The sequence below is a fragment of the Deltaproteobacteria bacterium RIFCSPHIGHO2_02_FULL_44_16 genome, assembly GCA_001798185.1.
Classification (GTDB): domain Bacteria; phylum UBA10199; class UBA10199; order 2-02-FULL-44-16; family 2-02-FULL-44-16; genus 2-02-FULL-44-16.
Genome location: MGRM01000009.1, coordinates 66,353 through 79,889, shown reverse-complemented (window position 1 = coordinate 79,889; position 13,537 = coordinate 66,353). Strand labels below are relative to the sequence as shown.

Annotated in this window: 13 protein-coding genes; 6 read left to right on the top strand and 7 right to left on the bottom strand. The window is 43.2% G+C overall.

Translation table 11 applies throughout. The features are described from left to right. Positions 1-6 precede the first annotated feature (6 nt). The 3 genes from A3C46_04805 (at position 7) to A3C46_04795 (ending at position 3,475) form a co-directional block, all read left to right on the top strand. Complete coding sequence (locus A3C46_04805) at positions 7-2,004, top strand: hypothetical protein (protein ID OGQ22778.1); 1,998 nt, start codon at positions 7-9, stop codon at positions 2,002-2,004. Beyond that, complete coding sequence (locus tag A3C46_04800; protein OGQ22777.1) at positions 2,004-2,729, top strand: hypothetical protein; 726 nt, start codon at positions 2,004-2,006, stop codon at positions 2,727-2,729. The genes A3C46_04805 and A3C46_04800 overlap by 1 nt, the downstream gene beginning before the upstream one ends. 161 nt (positions 2,730-2,890) lie before the next feature. After that, positions 2,891-3,475 carry a hypothetical protein gene (locus tag A3C46_04795; GenBank protein ID OGQ22776.1) on the top strand — a complete coding sequence of 195 codons (585 nt, stop codon included), beginning with the start codon at positions 2,891-2,893 and terminating at the stop codon, positions 3,473-3,475. 16 nt (positions 3,476-3,491) lie between these two features. On the opposite strand, the gene A3C46_04790 is transcribed toward A3C46_04795, so the two are convergent. Genes A3C46_04790 through A3C46_04770 form a run of 5 tightly spaced genes read right to left on the bottom strand, consistent with a single transcriptional unit; the run spans position 3,492 to position 9,609 of the window. Next, positions 3,492-5,564, bottom strand: a complete 2,073-nt coding sequence (locus tag A3C46_04790) for a hypothetical protein (protein OGQ22775.1) — start codon at positions 5,562-5,564, stop codon at positions 3,492-3,494. Continuing rightward, the gene (locus tag A3C46_04785; GenBank protein OGQ22774.1) at positions 5,545-6,594 is read right to left on the bottom strand and encodes a hypothetical protein; all 1,050 of its coding nucleotides are present in this window, start codon (positions 6,592-6,594) and stop codon (positions 5,545-5,547) included. Before A3C46_04785 ends, A3C46_04790 begins: the two co-directional genes overlap by 20 nt. After that, a complete protein-coding gene (locus A3C46_04780) occupies positions 6,591-7,484 on the bottom strand; it encodes a DNA polymerase III subunit delta' (GenBank protein ID OGQ22773.1) in 894 nt (297 codons plus the stop codon). Before A3C46_04780 ends, A3C46_04785 begins: the two co-directional genes overlap by 4 nt. After that, entirely contained in the window at positions 7,459-8,115 is a 657-nt protein-coding gene (locus A3C46_04775; protein ID OGQ22772.1) for a dTMP kinase, read from the bottom strand. The genes A3C46_04780 and A3C46_04775 overlap by 26 nt, the downstream gene beginning before the upstream one ends. A gap of 42 nt (positions 8,116-8,157) precedes the next feature. Continuing rightward, on the bottom strand, positions 8,158-9,609 hold the full coding sequence (locus A3C46_04770; protein OGQ22771.1) for a hypothetical protein: 1,452 nt from the start codon (positions 9,607-9,609) through the stop codon (positions 8,158-8,160). Between the two features lie 157 nt (positions 9,610-9,766). Here A3C46_04770 and A3C46_04765 point away from each other — a divergent pair, with 157 nt between their 5' ends. Next, positions 9,767-9,982 (top strand): hypothetical protein, encoded by a 216-nt coding sequence (locus tag A3C46_04765; protein OGQ22770.1) that lies wholly within the window; start codon positions 9,767-9,769, stop codon positions 9,980-9,982. Here A3C46_04765 and A3C46_04760 read toward each other — a convergent pair whose 3' ends face one another. After that, complete coding sequence (locus A3C46_04760; protein ID OGQ22769.1) at positions 9,983-11,485, bottom strand: hypothetical protein; 1,503 nt, start codon at positions 11,483-11,485, stop codon at positions 9,983-9,985. It lies immediately after the preceding gene. Between A3C46_04760 and A3C46_04755 the strand changes: the two genes are divergently transcribed. Both A3C46_04755 and A3C46_04750 read left to right on the top strand, forming a co-directional pair. Beyond that, on the top strand, positions 11,453-12,388 hold the full coding sequence (locus tag A3C46_04755) for a hypothetical protein (protein ID OGQ22768.1): 936 nt from the start codon (positions 11,453-11,455) through the stop codon (positions 12,386-12,388). The two genes, A3C46_04760 and A3C46_04755, sit on opposite strands and share 33 nt — an antisense overlap. Before the next feature lie 2 nt (positions 12,389-12,390). After that, a complete protein-coding gene (locus A3C46_04750) occupies positions 12,391-12,849 on the top strand; it encodes a hypothetical protein (GenBank protein ID OGQ22767.1) in 459 nt (152 codons plus the stop codon). Positions 12,850-12,994: 145 nt separating this feature from the next. Here the strand turns inward: A3C46_04750 and A3C46_04745 are convergent, their stop codons facing one another. Further along, entirely contained in the window at positions 12,995-13,414 is a 420-nt protein-coding gene (locus A3C46_04745; GenBank protein ID OGQ22766.1) for a hypothetical protein, read from the bottom strand. Between the last annotated feature and the right edge of the window lie 123 nt (positions 13,415-13,537).

The window sequence follows — 13,537 nt, the reverse complement described above, 5'->3', positions numbered from 1 at the left end:
GACCAGATGGCCCCATACCGGAAGGCGACGACGGCCGTTATTTTAACGACCGGGATGTTGTCTTTTATTTCCTATTGGCGAGCAGCTGCCATTGTGCTCTGCGATCTAGCATCAACGGCATATTATATCGGCGGCATTGTCGAGCAATCGGTGGGGAAGGCGGCTCCCTGGTTTATTGCGATCATTATGATTTTTGCCAACTTTGTACGGGCAACGTATATTGAATCGTGTGGAATGTTTGTTCGTGCCGGTGTGTATCGTGTGGTAAAAGCGGCCATGGGAGGAACACTTGCGAAACTTGCAGTCTCAGCTCTCATTTTCGATTTTATTTTGACTGGACCTATTAGTTCGGTTGCTGCCGGTCAATATCTTGCAGGTTTTCTCAATGACCTTTTAGCACATAATGAAATTAATTTTGTTTTACCGACCAACATTACTGCCATGTTTATTTCTATCAGTATTCTCCTCTATTTTTGGCGCAAGAACGTTATTGGCATTCATGAATCGAGCGAGAAAGCCCTTCGCATTATGTATATGACCACAGTGATGGTGGTGACGTTAATTGCCTGGAGCGTTATTACTCTTATTTTGCATCCTCAACCACTTCCCCCCTTTATGCCTGAAATTCATTCTGAAAAATTGGGATGGCTTCAAGGATTCGATTGGATGCGAAGTATCGGTGCTATCGGAATTATTATTGCCATCAGCCACTCCGTTCTTGCCATGAGTGGTGAAGAGACCCTTGCTCAAGTCTATCGCGAGATTGCAAAGCCAAAATTGAAAAACATGAAAAGAGCCGCGGTCATTATTTTTATCACGAGTTTTTGTTTTACGGCTGTTTGTTCTTTTTTTGCGGTGATGATTATTCCTGACGATGTCCGACCACAGTATTATGACAACCTGATGTCAGGGTTAACCATGTATCTCGCAGGTCCTATTTTGCCGAAACTTATTTTTCAGGGAGTTGTAGTTGTTGTTGGCGCTCTTATTTTAGCCGGCGCTTGTAACACGGCCTTTGTGGGAGCGAACGGAGTTCTGAATAGCGTTGCCGAAGATGGAGTGCTCGCGGATTGGTTTCGCCGTCTTCATCCCCGTTACGGGACGACCCATCGTATTTTTTTGACGATTGTGATTGCTCAGATCATTGCCGTGCTTTTATGTCGTGGGGATGTTTATCTTCTCGGTGAAGCATACGCCTTCGGTGTCATTTGGAGTTTTGTGACTCAAACGCTTGCGGTTGCCATTCTTCGTTTTAAAGATAAATCGCCGCGTGAATGGAAAGTTCCCGGTAATATACGTATTGGTTCTGTTGAAATTCCGCTCACTCTTTTATTTATGGTCGTTGTCCTTTTTGTGATTGGTGCCACAAATTTCTTTACCAAAACCATTGCTACCACATGGGGTGTTTCATTTGTCGTTTTCTTTTTTACCGTTCTCATGATTTCCGAACGCATGCAGCGACATCGCGAAGATGAAAAAGGACATTTTGAACCGGTGAATATTCGTTTTGAGAAAACCATTACACCTGCATCCTGTGGATGTATTCATGAAAAAAGAATTTTGGTTGCCGCAAGAGATCCGCACAATTTGTATGCTCTTCGCAAAACCTTGGAGCGTATTGATCCGCAAACAATGGATATCATTGTCTTTACGGTTGATCGTCTTTCCATGGCTGAAGGTGGTGAGTTAGAATTTGAAAAAGAACAAGCGCTGCGCGAGCGAGATCGGGAACTCATGTCGAATGTCGTGAAACTTGCGGAACGTTTTGGAACGCATGTCATCCCGATTCTTGTTCCGGCAACCGATCCTAGTTTTGCCATTGCAAAAGTGGCGTATGAACTGGATGTCTCGGAAATTATTTTGGGTCGATCAGAAAAAACAACTCCTGATGTTCAGCTCGAACGCTTAGCCTTTTGTTGGGGATATCTTGCCGCAGAAAGTGGACGCAAAGTCTTTGCTCGTATTCTTTGGCCACAACATGAACTTCACTATGAGCTCTCATAATGGAACGTAAAGTAAACATTCCAACGGGGCTTGATGATTTTTTGAATGAATCGACAAAACGTCAGCACGTTGTAGGGAGTTGGGGATTTAATGCCAATGTTGATTTTACACGAATGAATCCCGAAGAAAGCAACGTCTGGTTCTTCGAACAAGTTTTTAATTTTCTTCGTTCTTTTTTTGGAATTGTGGTTCCAGATAATCTCGAGATTTCAACGTACAATGGAAAACAACAAATCAATCGCGCCAATCTCAATCAAATGACATTTTTGGATGAGCTCATGCTTATTCTGAAAGGACTGAAAGAACCGATGTGGGTTCTGCGGCTCAATCTGAATATTGTCGGTTTTTTGCGTACCGATTTTAATCCCGATTTTCCTGTTCGAGTTCAAATCCAGGAACCAGCAACGTTTGTGGCGTGGGGTGGACCTGATGAAACAGGATTTCAAACTTTTTCCATTGGCTATCGTCTTTTTTCAGAAACTCATTTAGAGGGAGAGCATTCGCTGCTGTGGTCGATGAATCAACCTCTTCTCGAAAAAGCGCTCAAGAAATGGGAAAAACAATCGCGTCGTCGTATCGAAGTGGTACAGAGTAACAGTAATGATCTCTCTCTTCACCGTCACGGTTTTTCCAAACCAGCTCCCTCAAAACCACGTCCGCGTCCGGCGGACACCACTCCGCCAAAAGAAGACAGTATTCCCGATATTGATGATTTGTCATTTTAAAACCTCTTCAATTTCCCTTTGAATCCAAATGGTTGTAAGTTTTGCAGTACAATTGATGAAATTTCAACAATACAAATGATAGTTTTTTTCTTGTACAAGCAACAGTTTCTCTCGATGAACGATAATAAAAAGGTGAGCATCTTTGACAGAGGAGGTTTGTCATGACAAATTTTGCGTTTACCACCCGAGTCGATTATTTGAATACTGTCTTCGAAAGAAAATATCCGAGTTTAACTGATACTCGATTCTTTATTGACGAAGCAAGTGGTCAGGGATTGCGTCTTACGGAAAGCTTGGAATATCGTTTGATTGACGATGCTTCTTTTTTTCTTGCTCTTGAAGGAGGTATTTCTTTTTCTTTTTTGCATCATGAAGTGAAACGAACCCAACTTTTTAATAATCTGAATGAACCAGAACGCAGTGCAATAGCAGGGCCGGTTTTTGACAATGATGTTGGTGTTGGTGTTTCTATGGCTCTCTCATTAAATCTATTTGAACATGTGACATTGGCTGGTGGTGTTTCTTTAGGACAACTTCCAACGGTACTAGATGCCAATGAATATCCAGCTCTACTTCCCCTTCCTCAAATGCATCGTCTTGTTCCTGATGGTTTTGTTCGTATGGGATTATTGTTGGGAGGAAGCAATCGATGGTTGCAAGGAATTGGGATTTCCTGGGAGGGAGCAATTATTCCTTCCGGATATCGTTCGCAGGCAGGCATTCAGTATAAGGTTGCGCTCGATTAAACGGAAAATATGGATGTCACTTCACCTTTGATCCAACCGTAACTTCTTTAAAAGGTGTGAGAATGGAAACGGTTTGATCATCAGATGCCGCAAGAAGCATCCCTTGGGATTCGATGCCGCGCAGCTTCGCTGGTTTCAAGTTGGCAACAATCACAATTTTTTTTCCGATGAGGTCGGTTGGTTGATAATACTGCGCAATTCCTGCCACGATTTGTCGTTCTTCGTTTCCAAAAGAGACTCGAAGTTTTAAAAGTCGATCAGCCCCCTCAATTTTTTCAGCCGTCAGAATTTCTGCCACGCGGAGATCGATTTTTGCAAAATCGGTTATATCGATGAGTTCCATCTGTGGTCCTTTCATTTCGGTATTCGCTTTTGTGTTGTCGCGCCTGTCTGCTTGACCATCACGCGCGCGGTCCAGTTGGTCCGTGCTGATGATGGTCTGCACAGCGGCGCTTGACAAGCTCTTCGCCGCTGTCTCGTCCTCAATTCGTGGGAAGAGCGCCGCCTCATTTTTTACGAGAGTTCTTTGAAATTGTCCCCACTCATAATTTGGTTTGTTTGTGAATGCCTGCTGAATCGACTCCTGTTCGGCGAAACCAAGCGCGCTCCATATTTTTTCAGCCGTCGTTGGCATAAATGGAAAAAGAAGTGGAGTGATCATCCGCAAACTATCGAGAACATGGTAAAGAACAATATTTACTTCAGTTGTTTTACCTTCTTTAGCAAGCACCCAAGGTTTTTGATCATTAATGTACTTATCAGTTTCTGACATTGCGTACCAGATCATTTGAAGAGCAATATGGAACTGAATATCGCCTTTGTTTGCTAAATTGTCAGAATCAATTTGTGCTTGCGCGCGCATCGGAAGATTTCCGATTGTTTGATGAAATTGTTGTTCATCTTTTCTGATCGAATCGGGAAGAGAAACTTTTCCATTTTGGAATTTTATGACCATTCCAATCGTTCTGCTCACCAAATTCCCCAATCCATTTGCAAGATCGCCGTTATAGCGATTGATAAAATTCTCCCATGTGAAATCACTGTCGTGACCAAAACTTCCTTCACGTAAAAGATAGTAGCGAAGAGGATCAGCGCCATATTTGTCGATGACATCAAGGGGTGTAACGACATTTCCTAAACTTTTGCTCATCTTTTCACCCTTGAACGAAACAAAGCCGTGACCAAAGACGTTTTGAGGAAGTTCAATTTCAGCGCTCATGAGCATCGCTGGCCAAATCACGCAGTGAAAGCGAGTGATGTCTTTTCCGATAACGTGCATGACATAGGGTTGTTCACTTTTAACTTGACCGTCTTGAGGCCACCATTTCTTGAAGCTGCGCTTTTTTTCTGTTTCTTCGGAGCCATAACCAACTGCTGTAATGTAGTTTATTAAGGCGTCAAACCAGACATAGACGACGTGCTTCGGATCATTGGGAAGTTGAATGCCCCAATCAAAGGTTGAACGGGAAACAGAAATATCTTCCAGCCCTTCTCGCAAGAGAGAAAGAATCTCGTTGCGGCGCATTTCTGGCTGAACGAATTCGGGATGGTTTTCAATATGTTTTAAAAGAGGTTTTGTGTAGTTTGAAAGTTTAAAAAAATAATTTTCCTCTTTGAGCCATTTTGGTTTGGTTTTGTGATTCGGACACATTCCATCAACAATATCTTTTTCAGTATAGAAGGCTTCACATGATTCGCAGTACCAGCCTTCATAGGGTTTTTTATAAATATCTCCATTCTCAAAAATTTTCTGAAAAAGTTTTTGTACTCCCTGTTCATGATGTTTTTCTGAAGTTTGGATAAATCCATCATAGGAAATATTCAATTTTTTCCACACTCCTTCAAACTTCACACGCATCTGATCGCAGTACTGCTTTGGAGTGAGAGCTGCTTTCTCTGCGGCACGTTGCACATTAATGGAATGTTCATCATTTCCCATTTGGAAATGGACCTCGTCGCCACATAAACGGTGCCATCGTGCAAGTACATCAGCACCAATTTTTTCATACGCCGTTCCGATGTGGGGGATACTGTTCACATAATCAATGGCGGTTGTGATATAGAAGGTTTTACGACTTTTGCGGGGCATGTCTTCTTCCTCGATGTCTTCGAGATTTTTCGGCTGGAGTATTTGAAGAGGTCGAGCTTTCTATGCGATCCTGAACTTTTTGCCGTTCGCGTGCGCTACGAATCAATGACTGTTTCATTTCGGAATGTTTTCGACTTTCATCAGTTCGTTCACGTTCGCCTTTATGCTTTTGTTCAAAACGTTCGTCCCGTTCCGTTACCTCAGTATGCGAAAGCTTTGTGCACTCATCGACACGAAATCGTTCGACTCCACCCTCATCCAGTTTGATACTGTAGACATGTCGAAGAATGTCGATACTAAAAATTCTTCCCACTCCTTTTGGCGAGTGGACAACATTGCCAAGTTTCAAAAGACCTTTGCGACTCTCAGCATAGAGCTCGCTTTCGTAGGAGAGACAACATTTTAATTTTCCACAGAGTCCTGTCAGTTTTTGTGGATTGGGAGCGAGCCCCTGTACTTTTGCCATGCCGATGGAGATAGAACGAAATTGGCGTAAGAAAGTAGAGCAACATGTGGTGACTTGGCCGCATGCTCCTAAACAGCCTCGATACTTGGCTTCGTCCCGAGAACCGATGTGACGCATTTCAACTCGGAGTCGAAGTAAATTTGAAAGTTCTTTGACAAAGCTTCTAAAATCGACACGGTCTTCTGCGGAAAAAGTAAAAATAATTTTGCTTTCACCTTCGGTAATTTCCGCATCCGTGAGTTTCATCGGAAGTGCGCGCTCTTTAATTTTTTCCTTACAGGTATTGAAATGAAGAAGCGCTTGTTCGCGTCGTACGTTTTCATGCTCAATTTCTTGCGCTGTTGCACGGCGAACAGTGGGAAGGTTTGTATCTTGAGGAGAATGTTCTGTAGGCGTCGTAATAATAGTTGCTAACTGCATATTTCGTCCTTCACCGCTGCTGACCCGTTCTCCCAGACGAAGGGTGGCATCGCGTGTCGCTGCCTGAAAAATCGTGCTCGCAATCCGATATTGAATGCCCACATGATAAAGAGAAGATTCCTGTTTTTGAGCTGGAAGTGTCATAAGGTCGTCAAGCTAAACAAGAGCTGCTCGAACAGCAACTGTTTATTTGCGGTTGTTTCCAATGCGCGTTTTGCCCGGTGAATATGAAAAAACCCCTCTTCATATTTTCGACGCTCTGGATGAAGAAGAAATTGCTCATGATACCAGAGAGAAAGGATCTCCAGCAGAAGGGGAGTTTTCTCTTCGGCTCGTGACCACTCTTCACTTGTGGCCATGACATCGGCTGCGTTTCCTTGATGAACCAAGAAAGCAAATCGATCGAGCGTATCCGCAATCAAAGGTGGTGTCAGTTGAAGCGCTAAACCGAGACTCCCTTGTGAAAGGCGAGCGATACGTTTCGCTTCTTCAGAATTATAGTTTTGAGTCTCTTGCAAAAACTGTTCGATGATCGAAGGAGAGAGGGGCTGAAACGAAACACGTTGGCATCGCGAACGAATGGTAGGAAGGACTCGATGTGGATGAGCTGAAACTAAAATGAAATGTGTATTTGGAGGAGGTTCTTCGAGGGTTTTGAGAAGAGCATTGGCTGCTCCTTCTGTCATACAGTCGGCGTCATCAATAAGAACGAGTTTATATTCTCCCTCAAGAGGATGATAATGGAGGCTGCTCGTAAGCGTGCGAATCTGATCAATCTTGACGGTTTCATTTTCAGCAACAAGAAAAAAAACATCAGGATGATTTTTTTCTGCAATTTTTCGACAAGCAAGGCATGTTCCACAAGGTTTTGTTTCCTGCATGCAGAACAATGCTGAAGCGGTGATGGTTGCCGTGAGAAATTTTCCAACCCCACGTGGCCCTGCAAAAAGAGAGGCATGAGGAAAGATATTTTCTGCAAGCGTTTTTTGAAGCAGCGCGAGCTGCTGTTTATGTCCGAGAATGCGTTCCCACATGGGCAAGAATTTCCTTCATCACGATGGCATGAATGTCGTGCACGTTTTGGTGTGTGGTATCAATGATTTTAATTCGCTGGGGATCTGCTTTCGCGAGCGAGAGATAGCGACTTCGAACTTTTTCATGAAATGAGAACGCTTCTCGTTCAAATCGATCTTGCCCTTTCAGGGTTTCCTGCTGATTTCGTTTTCTTGCACGTGTTAATCCTACCTCAACCGTGCAATCAAAGAGCAGCGTAAGTGATGGCATGAGACCTTCGGTGGCAATATGGTTGAGTTCGCGGAGAAGTTTTTCGGGAAGATCGCGTGCGCTTCCCTGATATGCGGTTGTTGCATCGACATAACGATCGCATAAAATAATTTTTTCTCGTTTCAGTGCAGGTCCAATCACTTGTGCAATATGTTGCCGTCGTGCTGCTGCATACAGGAAAAGTTCTGTTGTGGGATCCATATTGTGATTCTGTGGATCAAGTAAAATCCGGCGAAGAGAATCGCCGACAGGCGTTCCACCAGGTTCGCGTGTTAACAGAACATCATATTTCCGAGCAGCAAGAGCTTGGCCTGCGAGTTCAAGGTGGGTCGATTTCCCCGAGCCTTCAATGCCTTCAAAGGTGATAAAAGTTCCTTTCATAGAAATGGGTCTTGTCAGCAAAAAGAGGGGTTGGCAATAGACTTATGAGGGACCCCATCCATTCCAAGCCGTCTTCTCTTTTGGAACATCCCAATCATAATATTTTCCATAAAGTATGGGGAAAAGATTTTCATGGAGATAACGGTAGGCAATATCGGGATCAGCTTCACAAAGAGCAAGGAATGTAAAAGCAAAGCCGAAATAATAATGGTGACTTTGGTCTATACTCATATAGTTCGATTCCGGAAGATTTTTTCCAATTCGAATAAGATCCGTATTGGTCAGTGTTTGCATGACACTTATTTGTGAAGGATGAAGGGGCAAAAGATTTTTATCAAAAAATTGATCCTTAAGTAAAGCCGCTATATGCGGTGTCATTCTTTTCCATTGTGGATTTGAAACTATGGTATTTATTTGCATCCTCAGATTAACAAGAAAGTTGTATTTTACGTAAGCGCTTCGGGCTTGTTCTCGAAGTGAGACATAGGAGGAATGACGATGGTATTTATAAAAAGCAAGAAGAGGTATTTCGAGAGCATAGTTTGATTCATCTGCAACATCTATAAACCAGTCTCTAATTTCTTTGTCCGTTAAATGTTGCGTGTCAGTTCGAGAGAGGGCTGTAAATAATCTTTCTACCCTTTGACGGTGCGCATGCTTGAGTGTGTCTCGTGTTTGAATGAGTTCCTGTTCCTTAACATTTTCCCATCCTTTTTGAGCAAAACCCACCATTTCTGCTTGTAGGTAAGCGTCTATTTCTCCATCGACATAAGAGTGTGATGATCGTTGAGAATCCTGCAGAGCATGTTCAGATTCATGAAAGACGACGTTCTGAAATTGCGCATTTTCTGGAAAGAGTTTTTGAAAGGAATGTACTTCTGTATTGAAGAAAAAACTATCTCCTGAAGGATCGTAATAGGCTGTCTCTCCTGCCTTTGTGTTGGAATCTGGAGTATACAATGCCACTTTCACAATGCCTCGACGTAACGCATCTTTTAAACTATTTCCTTTTGAGGACTCTGTATGCTTTTTTTCAACAGCGACATCAGTGAGAGCATACACTGCCATGCCATATATTTGTCCCTGTAACGTATGAGATTGAATGGAAGGTGATTTCACATATTCCAAAAGTTGAGATGGAGGGATGTCCTGTTCGTCATAATAATCGACCCAAGCTTGAAGTATCGATTGAAGATTTGGCTCCTTTAGTGACGCAAAATGTTTTTCAAGACTCGAAAGCGTTTCTGCTCGTTCGCGTCTTTTTTCCAGAAGTTTTTCAATCTGTTCAAATTGAAGCGCAAGTGGTTTCAGGGAATCAAGTTGAAAGGAAGCAATCACTTTTTCATGCAGAGGATGGTGAGGAACGAATAAAGCTGCCTGAATATCGACTTCCTGAAGTATGTTTTGATCATCCACAACAGAGGCGAGTTGAAGAAGAGCACGATCAACTTCTGCTGGTTGTTTTAAAGATAACAATGGCTTGACATCGCCCATAGATTCTCCATGATGAGGCTCATTTCATTATCGGCAATGCGAGAGGAGAAGTTGTTGTTTAATTCACATTTAATTTCAATGAGTTATAAAATTTCTCCCTTCTCCGCAACTTCTGCATATAATGATGGCGATAATAAAGATGGAGAGGAAAGGGTTTATGTCTGCTATTCCACGTACATCTGTTTATACGTCTTGCCTCAATGGGGAGAACTGTCAGGTTTTTGACCACGTGCGTCCGAAAAATGAACCGAAGAAATTTGATGAGTTTTTGCGCGATCCTTTAGATCTCAAACGAGAACTTGCGCTGATAAATGAGGGGAGAACCACACCATCATCTTCTTCGTCGTTAGCCTCTTCCAAAAAACGAATTTAATTAAAATGAACAAAGAAAATGGGTGAGGGTGGAAACCATCGCTCCGGTTGCCATGTTTTTTTGAACGAGGGAAGTCTCTTCATCAGAAACGCAGCAGGGTGCCATATCAATATGAGCCCATTTTGTATTTCCGACAAATTGTTGCAAGAAAAGTGCGCACGTTGTCATTTGCGGTGCGCTCCCTTTATTGCGTAAGTCTGCGGGACCAGAGGTCAGACTTTTTAAATATTCTTCTTCCAGTGGCATGACATGCACATATTCTCCTATTGCTTGTGCACTCTGCGTCAGTTTCTTCAGAAGTTTTTCATCATTTCCAAAAAGTCCTGCATACAAGGAGCCCAGTGCTTGGACAGCAGCTCCGGTGAGTGTGCCGAGATCAATCATGTAATCGGGTTTCCGATCTGTCGCGTATGAAAGAGCGTCGGCGAGAATGAGTCGTCCTTCAGCGTCGGTCGTCATGATTTCCACTGTTTTCCCACTGCGTGTTGTCAGAATATCTCCGGGTCGAAAGGCTTTTCCATCCGGCATGTTTTCAGCAAGGGGGATGTAAGCATCGACCGCAACCGGCGCTTTCAATACGGAAATTGCTTGAAGTGCACCCAAAATAGTTGCCGCACCACCGACATCATACTTCATCTTTTCCATGCCCTGAACTTCTTTGAGGGAAATGCCTCCGGTATCAAAAGTAATTCCTTTTCCGACGAGCGCAATGCTCATGCGTGATTTTGTTTTCGGACGATAACGAAGATGAAGAAATCGAGGCGGATGTTCACTCCCTCTTGCAACCGCGAGAAGAGCCCCCATTTTTTCCTGTTTGATCTCTTTTTCGGTAAGAACTGTGCAGGCAATGCCATGCGCTTTTGCCATGTTCATGGCTTCAGTCACAAATGCTTCGGGTGTCAATATATTTGCGGGAGCATTAATAAGATCCCGCGCAAAACACATTCCTTTCCCGAGAGCTTCTCCTTCGAGAAGTGCTTGTTGTAGGGAAGCGGAAAGATGAGGAGTTAAAAAAGAAATTTCTTTCAACGATGAAATTTCTTTTTTCGTTTTGTACGTTTCGAAACGATAATGTCCTAAGATCATTCCTTCGATCAGTGAGGAAAGTCGTCTTCCAGGATGAAAGCCATTGATGTTTTGTTCTTGGATGACAAGTGCAAGAGAACGAGCGCGAATTTTTTCACTTTCACGCACGAGTTTTGCTCCGATCTGTTTCAACGTTCGGATGGAGAATTTTTCTTTGGGACCGAGTCCAAGAACTAAAATGGAAGGAGCTTTTATTTTTCCAAGTGTCGGAAAGAGTCGGGTGGTTCCGAGTTTTCCCAAAAAACCTTGTGCATGAAGAGATGTTTCCAGGTGTTGATCCAAAAGACGGTTCAACAACACTCCGCCATCGTGACGTTGAAGGGTTATGGATTCGGAAGAGGAGGCTTCGAAACATCCAAGAGCGAGGAGATCAACATCTGCCTTGTGAAGTTCTGTTGTCGAAATCTGAAGTTTCATGCAGCGATTCATACCCGTTTTGATTTTCTCGTCAAGACGGACAATCCGCTTACGCTCGAAATCAGCTTCAGCGTGATAAAGAAGTTGTGGTGCTTCTCTCTTTTCGCTACGCTTTCTTCTATGTCTGATTCCTTCGAACACGGTTTGCGACGATGTATGATTCTTTTCGGAACTGCAATTGAGCGAGGTATTCGCTTGTTTGCAAAAGCAAAAGTGCGTGTTGAAACCCGAGGAGGAGTGCAACCCTTGCTTGCGCTTGAGAGTCAACTCTCCTCCGAGCGAACCGTGAAACTTCTCGAAGTCGGAGAAGAAAAAATTCTCACCCATACGATACCCGCTCTTTCTGAAAAATATGTGCTCGAAATTTCAGAAGGCCCAGCACGATTTTTACCACGATTTTTACAACTTGGCGCCAAACGCGTTGTCGGACTGCAGTATCAACAACGCGAATCGCTGAAACAAGGAGACGTTTCTCGCGGATTTTTCATTCGAGGACTTGCCTCGATGTTACCTTTTTCTTCCGAACGTTTCGATTATGTTGCTGCTCGATTTGCGACAAGCTCACAAGGGGATGTGCAAAAACACCTGAAAGAAATTGAAAGGGTCCTTCGGCCTGGAGGTCAAGGAGTGTTGATCGATTTTCATCCGTATGGGCCTTATGCGTCGCGTGGTGAAAAAAGATTACGTGACCTTGCTTCTCCCATTACGGGTCTCACCGATTATTATCGTCTTTGTAAACATGTTGGACTTCGGGTAGTGGATCTTCGCGAGTCTTTTTTGGATGAATCGATGCGACAATTTTTTGCCCAAGAAGAAATTCATACCTATCGAAGTCTCAAAGGATCTCCACTTCTTGTGTTTCTCTTTTTATATAAACCGCGGAAAGGCGCTTCGAAAGAATAACCATGGATTTTGATGCCAAACTTCAAGAGCTCTATATCGATCTTCCAGAACCCATTTCTTCTCCTCTCGGAATCGTACCGTTTCATCGTATAGGGAAAATATTGTTTCTCCCTCAAACATTTCCTTTTGCAGAAGGAAAACTCATTGCCAAAGGGAGAGTCGGCGTTGACCTTCGTCTCGATACCGCGCGACTTGGAGCCAGAGCCGCACTGCTTTCAAGTCTCGGCATTCTTCAAGCTCATCTCAGGACCCTTAATAAGCTCAAACAATTTCTTCATCTGGATGGATTCATTGTTTCAGGCGCTGATTTTCAGGATCACGAAAAAGTTTTTGACGGAGCGAGTGATCTTCTTCGACAAATTTTTGGAAAGGTTGGGGAGCACTCTCGAAATATTCTTGGGGTCAGTAGCCTTCCTCGAGGTGCTGCAGTCTGTGTTTCATTATCAGTTGAAGTGAAATAAATACAAACTGGCTCATATTTTCTCTCGGGGTACAGACGCTTCGGTTACGCTCCTCGCGTCTTCTGTTTCCGTCGGCGCGATTTATCAAACTGCATCGACGCGCCTCAGTCAAAGGCCCCCTGCGAGAAAATCTTCACCAGTTTGGTTATGGCCTCAGCTCTTGCTCAAATTTCTCTCGCTTCCTCTTTTCAATCATGTGTTCAATTTTTCGGACGAGAGATTTGAGATGAAAGGGTTTGGAGACATATTCATCAGCGCCATGGGTCAAGCCTTCTAAACGATCTGCTTGAGCATCTCGTGCTGAAACTATGAGAATTAAAATGTTTTTTGTTGACTCCTGCGAACGAAGTTTGTTGCAGACTTCGATCCCCGAAATTTTTGGCATCATAATATCCAAAATAATTAAATCAGGTTTTTTTTCTTCGATCAGACGAAAAGTTTCGTCTCCATTATACGCATGTTCGATGTGATATCCCTCTTTCTGAAGCATCTTTCCCAGAACCGTATGAACCTCGGGTTCATCGTCGACCACAAGAATCAGTTCATTTTTTTTATTTTGTTCCATTTATTCAAAGCGTTATCAACTTCCATGTAACATTCAAGAAGATTCTTGTGAAATGAAAAGAAAAACTTTAATGTGTGTGCACGTTAAAAAAGGAAAGTGATGCAAAATCAGTAAGTTGTTACG